Consider the following 21569-nt stretch of genomic DNA (forward strand, 5'->3'; position numbering starts at 1 on the left):
TATGGCATATTTTTAAACCATCAGCAACAAAATGTTGCACTATACAAGCATATTACAATGAAATTACAAGATAAATGCAACTTTTAAGAACAAAAAGGCGCTCCCCCTGAGGGGAGCGCCCAAAACAAAACCCTTGCGTCGTTTAGCGCGTGTAGGTCAGATTCCACATCATCAGGTACGGACCGCCGTAGGTCTGCGAGCCGAAGCCGATCCAATAGGTGCGTCCGCCCGTCAGGCCCCCTGGCCAGGTCTTGCCGGTCTCTGGGTCCGATTCGGGGACAACCTGAACCGTCTCGCCCGGCTCTACAACCCGCGGGAAGCCCGGCATCACCTGCCGTCCGCTGGTCACCCCGCTGGCATAATAGAACATGGTGATCTGCCAGGGATAAGTAGAGTTGTTGGTGATCGTCGCCGTACCCGACACATCTGGTTTGAATTTATACCACACGGTATGGTGCGGGTAGGTGGTCCACCAGCCGTTGTAATACCACTGGTAAAAGTCTTCGCGCGAGGTGGTCGCCTTGGAGATGTCCCAGAATTCCGTGTAACTGGTCACATCCGCCGGGATCTTGCGCGCAGCGCCGCGATTATTGTGCGGGGGGGCCTTGGGCTTAAAGTTCACCCGCGTGTACAGGTTTCCGCCACCCTCGTATTTGCTGGCCACTTCGATCCAATAGGTGGTGAGAGCCTTCACGCTGCGGGACATCTTGGAATACGTCTTCTTGCTGGAGACGTTATCGTGCAGGCCCATGCGCTTCAGCGTCCCATCCGGCATTTCTTTGTAAATCGCCAGCACGGTGTCGTAATCGCTGCCGATGGTGTCCACTTTCAGCACGCCGTTCACCCAGGGGGTCACCGTATACCACACGGTGTTGTACCCCTGGCCCAGCTTGGTGGAAAGGATCGGATCGTCCGCCGAAACGGTGGCCCCAGCGGTGGTTCCCGTCCAGGTGTAGTCTATTTGACCGCCCTGATCAGGAGGATAGTAGGCGGTGGCCATAGTGTCATTGGTCATAGCTTCCACCGGTTCAGAGAAGGCCGCATACGAAGCCCCCTGCCCCACCAGGTCGTAGCCGTAGCGGATGCGCATGTAGCCGCCTTCGCCCCAGGTGGGACCCCACGAGTTGCGCAGAATCCAGGAGCTGGTGGCGTCGTTCCAGCCCACCAGCACGATCTGATGGTTGGCCGCGCCGGAGCAGTAGGAAATACCCGCATCCACAGAATAGACGCCGCCGGTGTACGAGTACCAGCCCGGGTCCACGCACACGCCCGCCGTCACCGCACCGTATTTATAGATGGCGGCCTTAATTGCGTCCACGCTGGGCGCGCCGTAATCCCACCCGGAAACCAGATAGTTCCACTCCACCAGGGGTCCCTGCTGAATTTCGCGCGTGCAGGGCACATTGGTGCGCTTGGAGCTGCCGGTGTTGCCATCCATATAGGGCATGTCGCTTTCCAGCACTGGCCCCGGCATCAACTGGTTCTTGGCCTTGGTGTCGTAATAGTACTTGCTGGCGGTGAAGCCGCCCGTGCAGCCGTATTTGTCCTTATTGCAGGAGATCAGGAATTGCTCCGACAGGTCGCGGCTGTTGTTGTAGGACTTGGCAAAGTTAAATTCCGCCGCGCCTACCGTGCCAAACGCCCAGCAGGAACCGCAGTTTTCCTGGTCGCGAACGGCCGGTTCGGGCCAGGCTTCGGCGCGCGCGTCATACGAAGCGGGCAGTGCGCCCACCATTGGGGTTTCGCCCTCGCCCAGCGCCGCCACCGTGGGGGCTTGGGGCAGGCTCAAATCTTCCACATAGGGCTGAACCAGGCTGAACTCCGCCGGCATCTCCGCCGTGCTCAGGCGCACGGTATAGCGCGCCTCTTCCGCCTGCCAGGCTCGCCGGTAGGTCAGGCGCAGCTTGGCGTCGCCGCCCTGCAGGGCTTTGATCTGAAGGGTGTCCACCGAAGGCGCGCCCAGGGCTTTGCCCTTCTGCGCCACCATGTGCTCCACCACCTCAAAACGCCCATCGGGGTCGTCCAACTGCCAGCCGTAGCCGGTGGTCATGTTGCCGTCCAGCCGCACGGTCATCACAGCCTCCGCCGGCATGGCCGCCGCAATTTCCACGTCCATGGCCGCGCCCGCGAAGGGGAACAGGCCGCTCAAATTCTGGAAGACCACCTGCTGAAGCTGCTCCAGGCCGCCCGTGCCGCGCACCAGCACCTGAAAATTCGCAGCTTCCGCGCTCTGACCGGTAGGCTCCACCGCGAAGCTGGCGGCTTCGCCCAGCGCCTCGGTCAATTCGCCTTCCAAAGACGCACGGGCTGCTTCAGCCCCGCCCAGTGCGCTCACCTCACCCACCGGAACGCTGGTGACCAACACCAGCTCCCACTGGGTTTCCCCCGCCTGGGCCTTCACCGGCGTGGGGTTGACCATCACAAAAGCAGACAGAACCAGGCTGATCATCACCAGCGCAGATACTGCCCAGTGGACCGACTGACGCGTCGAAACCATAGGACCCTCCCTATTAAGTTTGGAGGCCCAGACCGTGAAGGTCTGAACCTTGAGAATAAAGTTGTCGGAACTCGAATTTCTAAATCCCCACCCGAAACGATAATGTAATCTGCGATGCTGCGTGAATTATGTCACGAATCCGGCCAATTCGCAAGAGGTCAGTCAGCCCGGCAGCCGCAGTCCTGGCCCTTTGACCAGGGGCAAAACTCCCCCGCAGGCCAGGCAAACTTACCCCATCCGCAGGTGAGATTTTGGTCGAATATCCGTTAAAGTAAGAGCATCGCCCTGGCTGTGCGCCAGAGCCTCTTTTTTTGTGCCCGGCGAGGCCTCCCAGAATCCGGGTTATAATGAAGTCCTTTGCCGTTACTGAAAGGCATGATTATCGAAGGAGCCCCCTTTGTCTGTCTCATCATCTGTGCTGAATTATGATCTAAAGAACGCCATCTCCAAGAACCGCCTCTTGGGTCTGTGGAGGTTGATGCACGGCTTTCAATGGAAATACATCATCGCCACCGTCTCCATCGGCTTTGCCGCTGTGGCCAAGACCTGCACCTACCTGCTGCTGCGCTACTTTGTGGATAACGCCTTCACCGAGGGCGGCACCAGCATCAACCTGCCCCTCATCGCCCTGGGATTCATCCTCCTGGCGGGGGCAGAGGGCGGTTTCACCTTCCTCAGCGGCCGTTTTGCCGCACAAACCGCCGAGGGCGTCACCCGCCGCCTGCGCAACTACCTCTTTGACCACATCCAGCACCTGTCCTTCACCTACCACTCGCAGACAGACACCGGCGAGCTGATCCAGCGCTCCACCTCCGACGTGGACGCCCTGCGCCGCTTTTATGCCGATCAGGCCATCGGCGCGGGCCGCATTTTCCTGCTCTTCGTGGTCAATTTCGTCGCCCTGCTCAGCCTCAACGTGACCCTGGGGTTGGTCTCGGTCATCATCGTGCCGTTGATGTTCTACGTCTCTATTCTCTTCTTCCGGCGCATTTCGAAGGCCTATGAATCCTATCAGGAACAGGAAGCCACCCTTTCCACCACCCTGCAGGAAAACCTCACCGGCGTGCGCGTGGTGAAGGCCTTCGCCCGCCAGCAGTTTGAGATGGATAAATTCGAGCGGGATAACTTTGAAAAATTTAACCGCGGCAAGAAACTGCTCACCATGCACTCCCTCTTTTGGCCCATCTCCGACACCCTGTGCGGTTTCCAGATGGTGGGCGGCTTCCTTCTGGCCTCCATCATGGCCGTCAATGGGCAGATCACCGTCGGTACCTATCTGGCGTACGTGGGCCTGGTGGTGTGGATCATTTTCCCCATCCGCGGTCTGGGGCGCATGATCGTGCAGATGTCCACCGGCATGGTCTCCTACAACCGCGTCATGGAAATCATCCGCCAGGAGCGCGAGCCGCTGGACGAAGGTGACTACACCCCCGCCGCGGGCACGCTGCGCGGTGACCTGGAATTCCAGAACGTGTCCTTCGCTTACGAAGACAACCCCACCCAAAAGGTGCTGGACGACATCACCTTCGCCTGCCAGCGCGGCCAGGTGGTGGCCCTGCTGGGTTCCACCGGCTCCGGCAAGACCTCGCTGGTGAATCTGCTGCCCCGCTTCTATGATTACACCGCCGGCAGTCTGCTCTTAGACGGAGTGGAGCTGCGCCGCTACACGCGCCGCTTCCTGCGCTCGCAGATCGGCATTGTGGAGCAGGAACCCTTCCTCTTCTCCCGCACCATCCGCGAGAACATCACCTACGGGGTGGGCCGCGAGGTCAGCGAAGAAGAAATTGTGGCTGCTGCCCAGGCTGCCGCCGTCCACGACGTGATCCTCACCTTCCCCCAGGCTTACAACACCCTGGTGGGCGAAAAGGGCGTCACCCTCTCCGGCGGTCAAAAGCAGCGTGTGGCCATCGCCCGCACCATCCTCAAGAACCCGCGCATCCTCATCCTGGATGATTCCACCTCCTCGGTGGACACCGAAACCGAAGGTGAAATTCGCCAGGCCCTGCAAAGCCTGATGCAGGACCGTACCACCTTTGTCATCGCCCACCGCATTCAGAGCATCATGAACGCCGATCTCATCCTGGTCATGGACGACGGCCGCATTGTGCAGCGCGGCCGCCACGAAGACCTGCTGGCCCAAGACGGCATCTACCGGCAAATCTTCAATATCCAGACGCGCATTGAAGACGAACTCGAAAAGGAGATCGCCAGTGTCAGTGAATAATTACTTCGAAGAAGAAGAGTTCAGCGCGCAGTTTAACGGCAAAACCCTGCGCCGCATTCTGGGCCTCACCGCCCCACATTGGAAGTGGGTGGCGGGATTCCTCATCAGCATCCTCATCGTCTCCGGCCTGGATGCCGTCTTCACCTACATCAGCAAGCTGGTGATTGATCAGGGCATCCTGGCGGCAGACCGCGCCCGCATTTACGAGCTTTTGGGTATGTACGCGGGCTTGCTGGTGGTTCAGGCCCTCTTCGTGCTGTGCTTCATTTATTTGGTCGGCATCCTCGGCGAGCGCATTCGCTACGACCTGCGCCAGAAGATGTTCAACCACCTGCAGAACCTGTCCCTATCTTATTTCAGCCGCACCCCTGTCGGCTGGATCATGTCGCGCGTCACCTCGGATTCGGACCGGGTGGCCGATCTGGTCACCTGGGGTATCCTCGACTCCACCTGGGCGGTCATGAACATCCTCACTTCGATGATCTTCATGTTCGTGATCAACTGGAAGCTGGCCCTCATCGTGCTCATCATCCTGCCCATCCTGCTGGTCATCGCTGTCGAATTCCGCAAGCGCATCCTGGTACAGTTCCGCAACGTGCGCAAGTTTAATTCCAAGATCACTGGCGCCTACAACGAGAATATCACCGGCGTGCGCGTGGTGAAGGCTCTGGGGCGCGAAGGCGAGAACATGCGCGAATTTGGCGGGCTGACCCAAGAAATGTACCGCTCCGGTTACCGCGCCGCCTGGCTCAGCGCTCTCTTCCTGCCCACCGTCCAGCTTGTTTCGGCCTTTGCGGTCGGCGCCGTCATCTGGTACGGCGGCCTGCAGGCCCAATTGGGCGGCATCTCCGCCGGCGGCATCCACGCCTTCGTTTCCTACATCACCTTCATGATGTGGCCCATTCAGGACCTGGCCCGCGTGTATGCCGAAATCCAGCACGCCATCGCCTCCGCCGAGCGCATGTTCTCGCTGATTGACACCGTGCCCGAAGTGGCCGACCGCGAGAACGCCGCCGACCCAGGCAGCATCTACGGCGATATTGAATTCGATCACGTCTCCTTCTGGTACGAGGATGAGAGCCAGCCGGTTCTCAAAGATTTCAGCCTCAAGGTCAAGCGCGGCGAAACTATCGCCCTGGTCGGCCCCACCGGCGGCGGCAAAACCACCACGGTGAACCTGCTGGCCCGCTTCTACGAACCGCGCAGCGGAGCCATCCGCATCGGCGGGCAGGATTACACCTCCTTCTCTCTGCACAGCATCCAATCGCGCATCGGCATCGTGCTGCAAACCCCGCACCTTTTCTCCGGCACCATCCGCGAGAACCTGCGCTACGGCCGCCTGGATTCCACCGACGCCGAGATCGAAGAGGCTGCCCGCCTGGTGGGCGCGCACGACTTCATTATGAAATACCCCAAGGGTTATGATGAACCCGTCGGTGAAAGCGGCAATCTGCTTTCCGTGGGTCAAAAACAGCTCATCAGCCTGGCGCGCGCCGTGTTGGCCCGGCCGGAGATCTTCATCATGGACGAAGCCACCTCCTCGGTGGATACCCTCACCGAAGCCCTCATCCAGCGCGGCATGCAGGCCATCATGCAGAAATGCACCAGCTTTGTGGTGGCGCACCGCCTGTCCACCATCAAGCGCGCCGACCGCATCCTGGTCATCGAGGACGGGCACATCTCTGAAATGGGCTCGCATAACGAGCTGCTGCGCCTGCGCGGCAAATATTACCAGCTTTACACCCGCCAATTCCGAGAGCAGATGACCCAGACTCTGGACGTCTTCCAAAGCAGCCCCGCCCAAGAGGCCCTGCCCGCCGACTGACCCTGAGGTTCACCGCCTTTCCACCGCCCTCCGCATTAACGCCGGGGGGCGGTTTCGTTGGGCGCCCAAGTGTTAACCTATAGCAAACTCAGAGTTCTTGACACACTCCAGAAACAAGGCATAATAAAAAAGGGTATCTTTTTTCTCCAACCCAATCGCCATTATCTGAATTCAGCTTTTTCGAGGCCCAATGACCGACACTCAACCGCAACCGCTTTCCGCCGCCGCCCAAAAATTTCAAGAAGCGGCCTTGAAAAAACAAAAAGAAAACCAGCACAGCCTGCTGGGCACACATCATTGGCTGTCTGTCCTCATGGACCGCTACCCCACCCTGATTGAGTCCCTGGTGCGCGGCCTGAAAATTTTTGATACCCGCAAACAGATCACCGAAAAGATGAAGCAGGGCGACCCCGGTGCTGCGCTGGATGGCGAGACGGTGGATCAACGCGCGTTGGAATACGCTGCAGCCCACGGCCAAAACCAGCCCTCCGAACGGGACGTCGCCGCCGCCATTCTGATCTCTGCCGGATACAGCCTGACCCAGCTCCCGGCCGATTCTCAGCCCCCGGCGGCTCCCCCGCAAACCGCGCCCGCCCAACCCGCCGAGTTGCAGCCCGGCGCCGCCGAGCCCAACCAGCCGGCCCTCAAAACCCTCACCACCCCCATGCTCAACCAGTTCGGCCGCGACCTGACCGAAGAGGCCAAAACCGGCAAGCTTTCTGCTCTGCTGGGGCGTGAAGCCGAAATTCAGCTCACCATCGAAACCCTCTGCCGCCGCACCAAGCGCAACCCCATCCTCGTGGGGCCAGCCGGCGTCGGTAAAACCGCCATTGTTGAAGGTCTGGCCCAGCGCATCGCCGCGGGGGATGTGCCCGCCATGCTCCAGGATCACCGCATCATCGCCCTGCAGCCCTCGGTGCTGGTGGCGGGTTCCTCCATGCACGGCCAGTTGGAGCAGCGCATTAAAGAAATCTTGCAGGAGGCGCGCCACCCCGGCATTTTGCTCTTCATTGATGAAATCCATTCCATCATGGGCGCGGGGGGCATGTTGGGCACCTCCGACCTGGCCTCCATCCTCAAGCCCGCCCTGGCCCGCGGCGACCTGGCCTGCATCGCCGCCACCACCGACGACGAATACCGCCGCTTCATCGAAACCGACGCCGCCCTCGAACGCCGCTTCCAGCCCATCCGCATCAACGAACTGACCCCCGCCCAGACTCTGCCCATCATGGAGAGCCTGGCGGAAGACCTCAGCCGCCACTACAATCTGACGGTGGATCCTAAGGTGCTGCCCTGGCTGGTGGATTTCGCCGACCGCTACCTGCGCAACCGCCACTTCCCCGATAAAGCTGTGGATTTGCTGGAACAGTGCTTCGCCCACGCCGCCACCCTCAACCAGACTGAAATCACCGAAGCAGATGCCAAAGAAGTGGCCCAGCGCCTCATCGGCATGCCCCTGGCCCTCGATCAGCGCATGAGTAACCTCACCGCCGCCCTGGATAAGCTCAACCTGTTCAACAAAGAAGACCGCGCCGCCCTCATCAACCGCCTGCAGGTCACCCTGCGCGGCCTGGATCTGCGCAACACGCGTCCCAACATGGTCGTGCTCCTGGGCGGTGATGCCGCGCGTCAATCTGACCTGCTGGCCGAAACCCTGGCCGAACATCTCTTTGGTGATCCCGACCGCGTCATCACCATTGACCTCTCGCGCATGCTCCACCCTGAAGATGTCAACCTGCTGGTGGGGGCTCCTCCCGGCTACGTGGGCTATTCCGACTCGCTGCCCCTGCACCGCCTGCTGCAATCCCCCTGGAGTGTGGTGCGCTTTGAAAATGTGGAAGCCTGCCACCCCTACATCCGCGAAGTTCTCGCTCAGGCTCTGGCCGACGGCTGGATCTTCGACGGCCGCGGCAAGCCCATCTATTTCAGCGACTCGGTCGTCCTGCTCACCGCCGAAATCGCCGCGCAGTCTCGCCGCCAGGCCGGATTCATGGGCGCGGCCGGGGCCGAAGAGCCGCTTTATCTCGAGCAGCTCCTCACCTCAGCCCTGGGCGACGCTATGGCCGCTCAGGTGGATCTGTTTGCCCTGGGGCTGCCCTCGGCCAACACCTCGCCGCAGGATTGGATTCAGGAGACCATCTTCTCCCGCCTGGATCAGCGCTACCTCTCGCTCGGCATCCGCCTGCGCTGGTCGCCCTCTGCCCTGGCCTGGCTGAGCGAACAGGCCCAGCAAACCCTCTCGCAGCACAGCTGGGAAGAATGGGCCGACCGCGTCCTGACCCCCAGCGTGCTGCAAGTGCTCAACAGCCAATCCCAGCCGCCCGCCGAGCTGGAAGTCCAGGTCATCGAGGGCAAGCTGAATATTCAGCCTGTCCCCACGGAGGCCCCTCCCACCCCATGACCACGCCCCCATCCGTACCGCCTCCCACTCGTCTTCTGGTGGTTGAAGATGAAGCCATCATCGGCCGCTATCTTCAACGCAGTCTGGATAACCTTGGGTTTCAGGTGGTTGGTCTGTGCATCACGGGGGAAGAAGCCGTCCGCTGCGCAGCAGAGCTGCAGCCAGATCTGATCCTGATGGACATCTCCTTGCAGAATGACCTCGACGGCATCGAAGTGGCGCGCCGCATTCAGGCCCAGAACCCCATCCCCATCATTTACCTCACCGCCTACACCGACCCCGAAACCCTGGATCGAGCGCGATCCACCAACCCCTACGGCTACATCCTCAAACCCTTTGACGACCGTTCCCTGCAGATCGCCGTCAACATGGCCCTGCATCGCTACGGCCTGGAAATGCGCCTGCGCAAAAGCGAGAACCTGTTCCGCATGGTGGTGGAACATCAAGGCGAAGGCGTGGTCATCGCCGATCTCGAAGAGAACCTGATCTTTGCCAACCCAGCGGCCGGTGAAATTTTCGGTGTTCCGGCAGAAGACCTGATCCAGATGAACATGCGCGACTTCACCAGCGAAGAGGTCTTCCAATTCATCCGCACTCAGGTTCCGGCCCGCCGCGCCGGGCAAAAATCCGTCTACGATATTCAGATCATCCGTCCCAACGGCGAAGCGCGCGATCTGGTGGTCACCGCCACACCCTGGTTCAACGAGCAGAACCACTTCTCCGGCTCATTTGGCATTTTCCACGATATCACCGAGCGCAACCGCGCTATCCGCGCTGAACGCGACCAGCGCGCCCTGGCCGAAGCCCTGCGCGATTCCGCCGCCGCCCTGAACAGCACCCTGGAGCTGAACAACGTCTTCGACCGCATCCTTGCCAATATTGATCGGGTGGTGCCGCACGAAGCCGCCAACATCATGCTCATCGAGGGGGATATGGCCTGTGTCAAGCGCTCGCGCGGCTACGCCGAACACAATGTGGCCGAGACCATCGCCGAGCTGGCCTACAATTTTCGCCAACTGTCCACCCTATTCGAAATGTACCGCACCTACAAGCCGGTTTTCATGCCCGACACGCGCGCCGCGGATAACTGGTCTGTGGACGGCTCCTCTGCCTGGATCCGCTCTTACGCCGGCGCGCCCATCATCGTGCAGGACCAGGTGGTGGGTTTTATCAATGTGGACAGCGCCCAGCCCAACTTCTTTACCGAAACTCACGCCGAACGCCTGAAAGCCTTCGCCGATCAGGCCGCCACCGCCATCCGCAACGCGCAGCTTTTCAGCGAGGTGGAACGTCATGTGCTGCGCCTCAGTCAGTTCAACACCCTCACCCACACCGCCCTGCGTGCCTCTAGCCTGGCGGAGCTGCTGGATGATATTGCCCTGCAGTTAAGCAAAATCTTTCAATCCACCGATGTGTATATCTACATCGCCGAAGGCCAGGACGACCAGCCCGCCTATGCCGCGCACACCCTGTGCACCCCGCCTACCCCTGCCCAGCAGGCGCAATACCAGCGCATGGCTGTGCAGGCCATGAACTTCCACAGCGCGCAAGTCATCAGCTCCCCGGCAGACATCCCCTGGAAAACCATTTTGGGCCTGCCGCTCATCCGCCTGGAAAACACCCTCGGCGCAGTTCTCATCGGCTATGCGCAGGTCACTCAATTTACTGCGGATCAGCTGCAGGAGTTGGAAGGTGAGGCCGCCCAGGTAGCCCTGGCCGTGGCCCGCGTGCGCCTGTTGGAAATGGAACACCAAAAATCGGACCAGCTGCTGCACGCCAACCACCTCATCACCGCCCTGGCGCATGTGGCCACCCGCATGGACGCCGCCGCCAGCCTGGAAAGCGTCTTCGACATCCTCGGTATCGAGATGGAACAGCTCGGCATTCACTGCTTGCTGGCCCTGGCCGTGCCCCCCAAAAATGCCTCCTTCCGTGTTCGTTATATCTCCATCCTCCAGCCGTCCGGTTACGGCCCAGCCCCCAACCTGCAAACCGATCCCATCTTCATCAACCTCAGCCACTCGCCCCTCTATGACGATCTGGTGCAGGCTCGTCAACCCGTCTTCCATACCGGCCCCATTGAAGAGGCCGCCTATTTGCTGCCCGGCATCAACGCCCTCTATCATGGCCAGCTGCCCGCCGTCATCTCCATGGACCCCACCACCCACAGCATGTTTCTGCCGTTGGTGGCAGGCAAAGGGCTCACCGGTCTGCTCATCCTGTGGGGCACAGCCCTCAAACCGCAGGACATCTCGGCCATGTCCGTTTTTGCCTCCCAGGTGGCCATCACCATCGAAAACACCCGCCTGTACAACGAAGTGCAGCGCCTGGCCATCACCGACGAACTCACCACGCTCTACAACCGCCGCGGCCTGTTTGAACTGGCCCGCCGCGAATTGGAAAGGGCGCGCCGCTTCAAACGCCCTCTGTCCGCCGTCATGCTGGATGCCGATCATTTTAAAGAAATCAACGACACTCACGGCCACCCGGTGGGCGATCAGGTGCTGCGCCAACTGGCCCTGCGGCTGAATGAAAACATCCGCGAAATTGACCTGATCGGCCGTTACGGAGGAGATGAATTTGTCATCGTGATGCCCGAAACCTCCCTGGAAGACGCCGCTGCCGCCGCTGAGCGTCTGCGGGAAAATCTGGTGGCGAAGCCCATCCACGTCGCCGGAACCGCCTTCCAATTGACGATCAGCCTGGGGGTCACCCACCTCCTGCCCACCGACACCAGTCTGGAAGCCACCCTCCAGCGCGCCGACCGTGCGCTGTATAAGGCCAAACAGAACGGCCGCAACCGAGTTGACACCATTGACAGGGAATAGAAGGTCTCTATGCAGACCCCTCTCAACCAACTGGTGATCCAAAGCATCCAGCGGTTCGGCGCCCAAGACCGGCAGCTGCGCCAGCGTCAACTGCTGAACATGTTCATCACCATCACGCTGCTCATCGGTGTGATCTACGTTACCGCCAACCCTATCTACATCTTCCTGAGCACCGGCCAATTTTCGCTGAATTTTTTGCTGGTTGATCTGCTCGCCCTGGGGGTGCTGGCGGTGCTGCGGCTGCTCAACCGCCGCGGTTACACCCGTTTGGCCGCCCTAGGCTACATATTTCTCCTGGTCCTGTTGCCCCACGCAGTCTTTGCCCCCAAGACGCAGGATTCTGTCCTTATTCTGTATACCCTGCCCATCGTTTTTTCCAGCTTCATTATTGCCCCCTACGCCTCGTGGATCGTATCCGGCGGCGCCACCATTGCTTATACGCTGGTGTTGGTACAGGCCGACCGCCTGAACGCATTTAACTTCACAGCTTTTCTCACCTTCTTCACCCTGGCGGCCCTTTCCTGGCTCATCGCCGCCAGCTTTGACCACCTGGTGGTTAAAATCGAAACCGACCGGCATCTGTATTCCACCCTGGTGGAACACAGCCCCAGCGTGGTGTACATCGCCGAAGGGGGGCGGGCGGGCCATTGGACTTACATCAGCCCCCAGGTGGAGCAGCTCCTCGGCTTCACCCCTCAGGAATGGCTGTCCGTGCCCAACCGCTGGCTGGAACAAATCCTCCCCGAAGACCGCCTGCGCATATTGGACGAAGACGCCCAAATTCACAGCCTCAAAACCACCCAGCGCTGTGAATACCGCGTCCGCAGCCGCAGCGGAGAAATTCGCTGGGTGCGCGACGACGCCAACCTGCTCCTCACCCCGCCCCTGGGCCGCATTCAGGGGGTCATCATGGATATTTCCGTGCGCAAGGAGATGGAATTCCGCCTGCGCGAATCGGAAGACCGCTACCGCACCCTCATCACCGCCTCGCCTGACGCCATCACCGTCACCGACCTGAATGGGGTCATCACCTATGCCTCCAAGCGCGCCCATGCCCTCTTTTTAACGGATGAAAGCCGCGGGGAAGGCCTGGGCACTTCCATTTTCGATTGGGTCGCACCCAGCGACCGTCCCCTGGCCCAACAGCAAGCCAGCCGCATCACCTCTGGCCGTGAAAGCATCCCCAATATCTACGAATTCGTCCGCAAAGACGGCGTCCACTTCTTTGGCGAAGTCTCATCCGCCGTCCTACGCGGCCTCAACGGCGAAATCACAGGCATCATCGCCACCATTCGCGATATCTCACGGCGCAAAAAAGACGAATCCCTCCAGGAAGCCCTTTACCAAATCTCCGAGGCGGCCTATTCCACCGATTCCCTCGAGGATCTCTATGCGCGCATCCATGCCATTTTGGGCACCTTAATGCATGCGGAAAATTTCTTCATCGCCAATTATGACTCCAAAACCGAAACGATTTATTTCCCCTACTTTGTGGACGCCTACGACGACAAACCTGCCCCGCGCAAACCCGGCCGAACCCTCACCGACTATGTCCTGCGCACTGGCCAGCCGATTTTGGCTTATCCCATGCATTTCGAGCACCTGCGCGAAACCGGCGAGGTCGTTTCGCAAGGCACGGCTTCGGTAGATTGGATGGGCGTCCCGTTGAAATACAAAGGCGAGTCCCTGGGCATTATGGCGGTGCAGTCTTATACCGAGGGTATTCGCTTTGACCAGGAAGACCTGCAAATTATGACCTTCGTGTCCAACCAGGTGGCCCTGGCCATCGCCCGCAAGCGCGCCGAAGAGGCTTTGCGCGAATCCAACCAGCTCAACCAGGAGGTCATCTCCGGGGCCAAGATTGGAATCTTCCTGCTGGATACCGATTTAAAGGTGCTCATCTGGAATCCGGTCATGGAAAATCTCACCAGTCTGCCCGCCCGCGAGGCCGTAGGCAGCCCAATTTTGGAACTCTTCCCTCGCCTGGACGAAATCGGCATCGGCGGTCAGCTTTTACAGGCTCTTTCCGGCAAAACCATCTTCCTGCCCGACCAATACGTACTTTTCTCCCGTACCCAACGGCCGGTGTGGATTTCCAGCATTTTTGCCCCCCACCGCAGCGCCCAGGGGCAAATTGCGGGCGTCATCGGCGTCATTTCCAACATCACCGAGCGCAAACAGTTTGAAGATGCGCTGCGCTTTTCCGAGAACTTGTATCACACCACCCTGGACGCCCTGCAAGAGTGGATTCACGTGGTCGACTCCGATCTTAATCTCATCCTGGCCAACCAATCTCTGCGCGCCCTGCTGCACCCGTCCAACGCCCATGCCGATATTTACGGCCAAAGCGTGGAAAAAGCCTTCCCCTTCCTCCCCGCCCAACACCACCTGGATGACCAAGAAATATTAAAGACAGGCCACGCTTTGTTTTCCACCGAGCGCATCGAAATTGACCAGCACCCCTATTTCACCGAAACGCTGAAAGTGCCGGTTCTGGAAGAAGGCCAGGTGGCCCGCGTCATCACCGTCATCCGCGACATCACCGCCCAAAAAGAGGCCGAAGAGCAAATTCGCACCGCCCTGCACGAGAAAGAAATCCTCCTGCAAGAGATTCACCATCGGGTCAAGAACAACCTTCAGGTCATGTCCAGCCTGTTGGGGCTGCAAACCGATTTCATCCAGGATCCCCGCGCCCTGGAGGTCATCCAGGCCACCCAATCGCGCATCCGCTCCATGGCCCTCATCCACGAAGAGCTGTACCAATCCAAAGACCTGGCCCACATCAACATGGTGGAGTACCTGCAAAAGCTGTCCTACAGCCTGGTGAACGCCTTTGCCTCGCACCCCGGCATTCATCTCCAGGTTGAGATCGAAGATATCTTCTTTGGGGTGGATACGGCCACCCCCTGCGGTCTGATCGTGAATGAATTGGTATCCAACGCCCTCAAATACGCCTTCCCCCACGGTCAAAAAGGCACGGTGCGCGTGGTGCTGCATGCCGACCCGGAACAGGCGGGGAAGCACGTGCTGGTCGTTGCGGATGACGGCGTGGGCCTGCCCGCGGGGCTGGATTTTCAAAACACCGATACCCTCGGTTTGCAGCTGGTGAATATCCTCAGCCAGCAGCTTAAAGGCAGCATTCACCTGCAAACCAGGCCAGGAACCATCTTTACGCTTCGCTTTTAATGGGTTGAAACACTTGCAGTATCGGCTTGAGGCAGTTAGAAAGGGGCATCATGGCAGCGAAAATAATGGTGGTTGAAGATGACGGCATCATCCGCGTCCATCTTCAAAATGTCCTCAAAAAAAACGGTTACGAAGTCTGCGGGATGGCCAGCAGCGGGCCGCAGGCTGTTGCCCTGGCGCTGGAAACCCGCCCCGACCTGATTCTGATGGATATCGTTCTCGACGGCCCCATGGACGGCATCGAAGCCGCGGCCGAGATCCACACCCAGGCCGATATTCCCATCATCTACCTGACCGCCTACGCGGACGCGCACATCATCGAACGCGCGCGCATCACCGACGCCTTTGGCTACCTGCTCAAGCCGTTCGAAGAGCGCAGCCTGCTGGCCACGTTGCAAATGTCGCTCAAGAAATTCGAGCTGGAGAACCAACTGCGACTTTCCGAGGCTCGCTTCCGCAATTACTTTGAACTCAGCCTGGTGGGAACCGCCATCACCGGTCTGGACGGCCATCTGATCAACGGCAATCAGCGCTTTGCCGAAATCATGGGCTATACCATTGACGAGATGCGCCAATTGAAATGGCAAGACATCACTCACCCCGATGACGTCGGCATCTCAGAATATTGGGCCGAGCGCATGCTCCAGGAAAACCTGGATCAATATTCGCTGGAAAAGCGCTATATCCGCAAAGACGGCCAAACCATCTACACCCGCATTCAGGTGCGCAGTCTGCGCGGCGCTGACGGAGAAACCAACTCCTTTTTATCCCACATCGAAGACATCACCGAAAGCAAGCTGGCCGAAGAAGCCCTGCGCCAGTCCGAAGCCACGCTGCGGGCCATCTTTGATTCCAGCCAGGAATCTTTCATCCTGTTGGACCGTCAGCGCATCATCCAGGCTTTCAACCGCGCGGCCAGCGAGCATTTTGAAACCATGACCGGCAAGAAGCTGCAAAAAGGTCTGGGGATTGAAATCTTCATTCCACAACCGAACCAGAAAAATTTCTTTCATAACATCCTCTCCGCTCTGCAAGGGCGCTACATCGAAGTACAGCGCGAATTTCGCGTCCCCAACGCCTCTCCGCGCTGGTTCCGCCTGGGGTATAACCCGGTCAAAGATGAGGAAGGCAAAATAATCGGAACCTGCCTGACCGCGATGGAGATCACCGAAAGCAAGCTGCACGCCCGCGAACAGCGCGCCATCGCCACCATCGCCTCGGCCCTGCGCGAAGCCACCCTGGCCAAAGATATGTACCGCATCATCCTGGATAACGCCGCCGACTTGATGGAAGCCTCCAGCGCCTTGCTGATCATCCAGGCTTCTTGCCCAGGGGAAGATCAATGCGTTGAGGCCGTGGGGCAATGGCAGGCGCTTTCAGGCGGCGCCCCCCCCTCAGAAGAAATTCACCAGGCGGTGCTGGCATCGCGCCAGCCGTACATCAACAACGATCTGCCCATCCCCTTGCCCAGCCCGCTGGCGGCCCTTTCGGGCGGCGGGACGCGTTCGCTCATCTGCGTGCCCCTCGTCACCCGCGACCTGGCTCTCGGCACGCTGTGGGTGGGCCGCAGCGTGCCCACCACCACCGCCGAAATTCGCGTGCTCACCGCGGTGGCAGATCTGGCCGCCAGCGCCATTCAGCGCGAAATCCTCTATGAGCAAACCCAGCGCCGCTTGCAGCAGGTGCAGACTCTGCGGCAGGTGGATGCCGCCATCAGCGCCAATCAGGACCTGGATCAGATTTTATCTCTGCTCACCCAGCACGCCGCCGCTCAACTGCAAGTCCCGGCCATTATCGTCCTGCGCTATGACCCTGCCGCCAACACCCTGCTGCCGCAGGCTCTGTACGGCCAGGTCACTTCTAACCCGCCCCCGCCGGTGCACATGCAGTTTGATCTGGCCGCCGAGGCGCTCTTTAAGCAAGCTACCTTGCAGCTCACCCGCCAAACCAGCCAGGTGACCACCGGCCGGCGCACCGCCTGGATGGCGGCCCACGGTTTTCATGATTATCTGGCCGTGCCCCTCATCGCCAAAGACGCCCCCAAAGGCGTTTTGGAGGTCTTCCTCGACCGTCCCCAACCCCTCGACCCGGATTGGTGGAACTTACTGGAAGCCATCGCCATCCAGGCTGCCATAGCCTTTGACAATTTCGAAATGGTGGATAATCTTCAGCGCAGCAACCAGGAGCTGATCCAGGCCTACGAGGCCACCCTGGCCGGTTGGGCGCGCGCCCTGAACCTGCGCGACCAGCCCACCGAAACCCATTCACAGAATGTCATCAACCTCACCCTGCGCCTGGCCAGGCAGGTGGGCATCCCCGAAGAACAGCTGCCCCACATCCGCCGCGGGGCTTTGCTGCACGACATCGGCAAATTGGGCGTCCCCGACCGCATCCTGCGCAAACAAGGTCCCCTCAGCGAGGACGAAGCCGCCATCATGCGCCAGCATCCCCAATACGCCTACGACATGCTCTACCCCATTGAGTTTCTGCGGCCCGCCCTCAACATCCCCTATGCCCACCACGAGCGCTGGGACGGCAGCGGCTATCCGCGCGGGCTGCGCGGCGAAGAAATTCCCCTGGAAGCGCGCATTTTCTCCATCGTGGATGTGTGGGATTCGCTCTGTTCCGACCGCCCCTACCGCAAAGCCTGGAGCCGCAAGCGCGCCTACGATCATATCCGCGCCCAGGCCGGCACCCAGTTTGACCCCCAGCTGGTGGAAGCTTTTCTGGCGATGGAGCCGTCCTTCCCCTGCGCGCAGGAAGAATGACCCTTTGCCCCGGTGCAATTGTGCCCTTTTTCACCTATTGACAGATAGGCCTCCCGCTGGTATAGTTGCCCCCATGCTTACCGCCAACCTCCACCTCCATTATTATATTTATATGGAGCACCGCATCGCACCCTGATGACCGGCGGAGGTTTTCGAACCACCTACCCGCCTAGCGGCAAAAGCAGATTTTTCAAGAAAACGCTCCCCGGTCAACCCCGGGGAGTTTTTTTGTGAATACCGGGATTTTCCCCGTATATCTTATTTTTAGGAGCAGGAACTATGCAGTCCGCACAACCCTCCCGTCTCTCCGCAGCAGCACGCGGAAGCTTCGCCACCGCCCTGGGGGCGCTGGTGGCCACTATTGGATCCGCAGTCGGCCTCGGCAACATCTGGAAATTCCCTTACCTGGTTGGCAACAACGGCGGCGCAGCATTTATCATCCTTTATTTGGTTTGCACCCTCCTGGTGGGTCTGCCGGTGATGATTGCAGAAATTATGATGGGCCGCAAAGCCCGCGCCAACGCCATCCAAACCATGCGCGCTCTTTCACCCAGCGCCCGTCAGCCCTGGTGGCTCATCGGCGCAGCCGGGGCATTGGCCGCCTTCCTGATCATGGCCTTCTACACCGAGGTGGCTGGATGGGTGTTTGCCTATGTCTTCAAAGCCATCTCCGGCGCCATCCTCTCCACCGATCCTCAAGTGACCTCGCAAGCCTTCACCGACCTGGTCACCAGTCCCTTCCAGTCTTTGCTCTGGCAGTGGATTGTGCTGGCCGTCATCAGCCTGATCATCGTCAACGGCGTGTCCAAAGGCATCGAGGCCACCACCAAACGCCTCATCCCCCTGCTCTTGGTCATGCTCATCATCATCGCCGTGCGCAGCCTGACCCTCCCCGGCGCAAGCCAGGGCCTCGCCTTCCTCTTCACCCCCGATTTCTCCAAAATCACCGGCGCCGCCGTGCTCACCGCGATGGGTCTGGCCTTCTTCAAGCTCTCCATCGGCATGGGCACCATGATCACTTACGGTTCCTACTGGAAAGAGGATCAAAACATCCCCACCGGAACCGCGCGGGTGATGTTGGCAGACCTCAGCGTTTCCGTCCTGGCGGGTCTGGCGGTGTTTCCCGCGGTGTTCGCCTTCGGCTTCGAACCGGCGGCTGGCCCCTCCCTGCTGTTCATCACCATCCCCTCCGTGTTCGCCTCCATGCCTTTCGGCGGTGTCTTCATGACCCTGTTCTTCATCCTGACCGCCTTTGCCGCCACGGGAGCCATGCTCTCCCTGCTGGAAGTGCCCATCGCTTACATGAACGAACGTTTTGCCATCTCACGCGTCAAAGCCACCCTCATCACCACCGGCCTGCTGGCCGTGGTAGGCGCCCCGGCAGCCCTCTCCAGCTCCACCTTGAGCGGGGTAAAGCTCTTTGGCATGAACTTCTTCGACCTGTATGATTTCGCCTCCTCAAATCTGCTCCTGCCCATCGGCGGCCTGTTCATCGCCATCTTCGTGGGCTGGTTCTGGGGCCGCAAGAACGTCTTTGAGGCGCTCACCAACAGCGGTGTCCTCAAGAACGAAGGTGTGGTGCGTGCCTTCTGGGTGATCGTGCGCTTCGTCACCCCCGTGCTGGTCATCCTTGTGCTGCTCAACGGTCTGGGGATCATCGGCGGGTAAGCGTTTTCTCCGCCTATCCCATAAAAAGGGCTGCCGGTGCAAACACCACCGGCAGCCCTTTGGTTTTCATCACACCTTGGGTTGGGAACCTACTTACCCACCCCCACGTAACGGTAGCCAAAAGCCTCCAGCTCTTCTTCCTTCAGGAAGTTGCGTCCATCCAGCACCAGAGCATTGCGCAGCTTGTGCTTGATCTCTTCCCAGGGCAGCTCGCGGTACTCCGGCCACTTGGTCACCAGGATGATGGCGTCGGCGTCTTGGATGGCCTCGTGCACATCATCGCAATAATTCACGCCCAGATCGGGGTAAAGCCTGCGGGCGTTGCCCAGCGCCACCGGGTCGTGTGCGTTCACGCGCACCCCGCGCTGAATCAGCAGGCGAGAAATGTCCAGCGAGGGCGCATCCCGCAAATCGTCCGTATTTTCTTTGAAAGAAAAGCCTAAAAGCGCCACCGTGCGGCCTTTGAGGATTTTCAGCTCTTCCTGCAATTTTTCCACCACCCACACGCGCTGGCGGTAGTTCACGTCCCGCGCCGACTGCACAATGGGCATTTCCAGATTATATTCATGCGCGGTGGAAACCAGGGCTGCCGTGTCTTTGCCAAAGCAGCTTCCGCCCCAACCGATGCCAGCTTCCAGGAAGCGCGGGCCAATGCGCGAATCCAGCCCCATGCCGCGCGCGATCTGGGTGATGTCTGCCCCTACCTTCGAGGCCAATTGAGCAATCTCATTCACATAGCTGATCTTCAGCGCCAGGAAAGAATTGGCCGCGTACTTGATCAATTCCGCCGAGGCCAGGTCGCAAGTTACCAAAGCCACCGCCCCAAAACGCTCCGGCCGCGGCAGGAAAGACGGCGCGGGGAAATCCTGGTTCAGCAAAGGCCGGTACAGATTGGCCAGCACATCAATGGCGCGGCTGTCCTCTGCCCCCACCACAATCCGGTCGGGGTACAGAGTGTCGTACAGGCCCGACCCCTGACGCAGGAATTCCGGGTTGGAAGCCACGGCAAAGTGACCGTTGGGCTTGTGGCCGTTCTGCCGTTCATAGGCGTCTCGCACCAAAGCCCCCACCCAGTTGCCCGAACCGATCGGCACAGTGGATTTGTTGACCACCACGGTGAAATGCTCGCCCAGGCGCTGACCCACGGCCTCGGCGGCCTGCTGCACATAGCGCAGATCGGCGCTGCCGTCAGGGTTAGAGGGCGTGCCCACGCTGATGAAGACCACATCCGTCTCGCCAATCTCAGCTTCATCATAATCGGTGGTGAATTTGAGATTCCCGCGCGCCAGGGCAATCAATTCGGGCAGCCCCGGCTCATAAATGGGGGTTTTCCCCGCCTTCAACGTGCGAATTTTCTCTTCGGAAACATCCAAACAAACCACATGGTGCCCCAAATACCCCAGAGCCACCCCAGTGGTCAGACCAACATACCCCGTACCGACGACGAGAACTTTCATAAGCCTCAAAAGCCCCTTTTGGATTAGAATACGCCCCCCTGCGGCTGAGAACCAAATGACAACCTCGCGCAAAAGTATACTACATTCTGCCCATTCCCGACAACCCGCCCCAACAGGATTTTAACGGCGTACGGCTTTTCTTCTCTGGGTTCCCTTGACAATATAGAATATATGTTCTATAATCTGGTTACTTGATGATGTTCCTCAGGAGGGAACCCAACCATGACGTACGCCTGTCAAATTGTCCATCAGCTTCCGCGGCCTGTCCTGGCCGTGCGGACGCGCACCCCGGTAGATAACCTGCCGGTCGTTTTAGACGCCGCCTACAAAGCCATCGAAGAGCATCTGGCCGCCCTGGGTGAAGAACCCGCCGGGCCGCCCTTTGTGGGCTACTTCAACATGGATATGGCCGACCTCGATCTGCAAATCGGCTTCCCGGTGGCCCGCCCCCTGCCCGGCAGCGGCGATGTTCAGCCCGACATTCTGCCGGAATGTCATTTGGCCACCTGCCTGCACACCGGCCCCTACCCCGAAATGGCCGCCGCCTATCAGGCCCTGACCGGATTTTTGGAACAGGCCAACCGTACGCCTTCGGGTGTCGTGTACGAGACCTACCTGAACAACCCCGTCGACACCCCAGCCGAACAGCTCAGTACGCGCATTGACTTCATCCTGAAATAATCCTCCCCCACGCAGCGCCGTCCGGTGATGACTC

General features: G+C 59.7%; 10 protein-coding genes. 8 read left to right on the forward strand and 2 right to left on the reverse strand.

All coding sequences use genetic code 11. The annotated features are described in order from the left end of the window. Positions 1-142: 142 nt before the first annotated feature. Positions 143-2497, reverse strand: a complete 2355-nt coding sequence (locus tag ADN01_RS11470) for a C1 family peptidase (protein WP_062417669.1) — start codon at positions 2495-2497, stop codon at positions 143-145. Between the two features lie 397 nt (positions 2498-2894). On the opposite strand from ADN01_RS11470, the gene ADN01_RS11475 reads away from it, so the two are divergent. From ADN01_RS11475 to ADN01_RS11505, 7 genes are all read left to right on the forward strand, one after another. Beyond that, positions 2895-4721, forward strand: coding sequence for an ABC transporter ATP-binding protein (locus ADN01_RS11475; protein WP_062417668.1), 1827 nt, complete (start codon positions 2895-2897; stop codon positions 4719-4721). Beyond that, entirely contained in the window at positions 4708-6546 is a 1839-nt protein-coding gene (locus tag ADN01_RS11480) for an ABC transporter ATP-binding protein (RefSeq protein ID WP_082142689.1), read from the forward strand. The genes ADN01_RS11475 and ADN01_RS11480 overlap by 14 nt, the downstream gene beginning before the upstream one ends. 190 nt (positions 6547-6736) lie before the next feature. Continuing rightward, the gene (locus ADN01_RS11485; protein WP_062417667.1) at positions 6737-8947 is read left to right on the forward strand and encodes an AAA family ATPase; all 2211 of its coding nucleotides are present in this window, start codon (positions 6737-6739) and stop codon (positions 8945-8947) included. Beyond that, a complete protein-coding gene (locus ADN01_RS11490; protein ID WP_062417666.1) occupies positions 8944-11775 on the forward strand; it encodes a diguanylate cyclase in 2832 nt (943 codons plus the stop codon). The genes ADN01_RS11485 and ADN01_RS11490 overlap by 4 nt, the downstream gene beginning before the upstream one ends. A 9-nt stretch (positions 11776-11784) precedes the next feature. Then, on the forward strand, positions 11785-14961 hold the full coding sequence (locus tag ADN01_RS11495; protein ID WP_062417665.1) for a PAS domain-containing protein: 3177 nt from the start codon (positions 11785-11787) through the stop codon (positions 14959-14961). A gap of 50 nt (positions 14962-15011) precedes the next feature. Next, a complete protein-coding gene (locus tag ADN01_RS11500; RefSeq protein ID WP_082142687.1) occupies positions 15012-17729 on the forward strand; it encodes an HD domain-containing phosphohydrolase in 2718 nt (905 codons plus the stop codon). Positions 17730-18008: 279 nt separating this feature from the next. Then, a complete protein-coding gene (locus tag ADN01_RS11505) occupies positions 18009-19397 on the forward strand; it encodes a sodium-dependent transporter (RefSeq protein ID WP_062417663.1) in 1389 nt (462 codons plus the stop codon). Positions 19398-19486: 89 nt separating this feature from the next. Here the strand turns inward: ADN01_RS11505 and ADN01_RS11510 are convergent, their stop codons facing one another. Further along, positions 19487-20854 carry a UDP-glucose dehydrogenase family protein gene (locus ADN01_RS11510; RefSeq protein ID WP_062417662.1) on the reverse strand — a complete coding sequence of 456 codons (1368 nt, stop codon included), beginning with the start codon at positions 20852-20854 and terminating at the stop codon, positions 19487-19489. Positions 20855-21076: 222 nt separating this feature from the next. Here ADN01_RS11510 and ADN01_RS11515 point away from each other — a divergent pair, with 222 nt between their 5' ends. Continuing rightward, the gene (locus ADN01_RS11515; protein ID WP_062417661.1) at positions 21077-21535 is read left to right on the forward strand and encodes a GyrI-like domain-containing protein; all 459 of its coding nucleotides are present in this window, start codon (positions 21077-21079) and stop codon (positions 21533-21535) included. Positions 21536-21569 lie beyond the last annotated feature (34 nt).

The sequence above is a fragment of the Levilinea saccharolytica genome, from assembly GCF_001306035.1.
In the GTDB taxonomy this organism is placed as follows: domain Bacteria; phylum Chloroflexota; class Anaerolineae; order Anaerolineales; family Anaerolineaceae; genus Levilinea; species Levilinea saccharolytica.

Bases quoted from the DNA above. Each gene is read 5' to 3' on its own strand.
- ADN01_RS11470 (WP_062417669.1), bottom strand. From the start codon at position 2,497: ATGGTTTCGACGCGTCAGTCGGTCCACTGGGCAGTATCTGCGCTGGTG.
- ADN01_RS11485 (WP_062417667.1), top strand. From the start codon at position 6,737: ATGACCGACACTCAACCGCAACCGCTTTCCGCCGCCGCCCAAAAATTT.
- ADN01_RS11490 (WP_062417666.1), top strand. From the start codon at position 8,944: ATGACCACGCCCCCATCCGTACCGCCTCCCACTCGTCTTCTGGTGGTT.
- ADN01_RS11495 (WP_062417665.1), top strand. From the start codon at position 11,785: ATGCAGACCCCTCTCAACCAACTGGTGATCCAAAGCATCCAGCGGTTC.
- ADN01_RS11500 (WP_082142687.1), top strand. From the start codon at position 15,012: ATGGCAGCGAAAATAATGGTGGTTGAAGATGACGGCATCATCCGCGTC.
- ADN01_RS11505 (WP_062417663.1), top strand. From the start codon at position 18,009: ATGCAGTCCGCACAACCCTCCCGTCTCTCCGCAGCAGCACGCGGAAGC.
- ADN01_RS11510 (WP_062417662.1), bottom strand. From the start codon at position 20,854: ATGAAAGTTCTCGTCGTCGGTACGGGGTATGTTGGTCTGACCACTGGG.
- ADN01_RS11515 (WP_062417661.1), top strand. From the start codon at position 21,077: ATGACGTACGCCTGTCAAATTGTCCATCAGCTTCCGCGGCCTGTCCTG.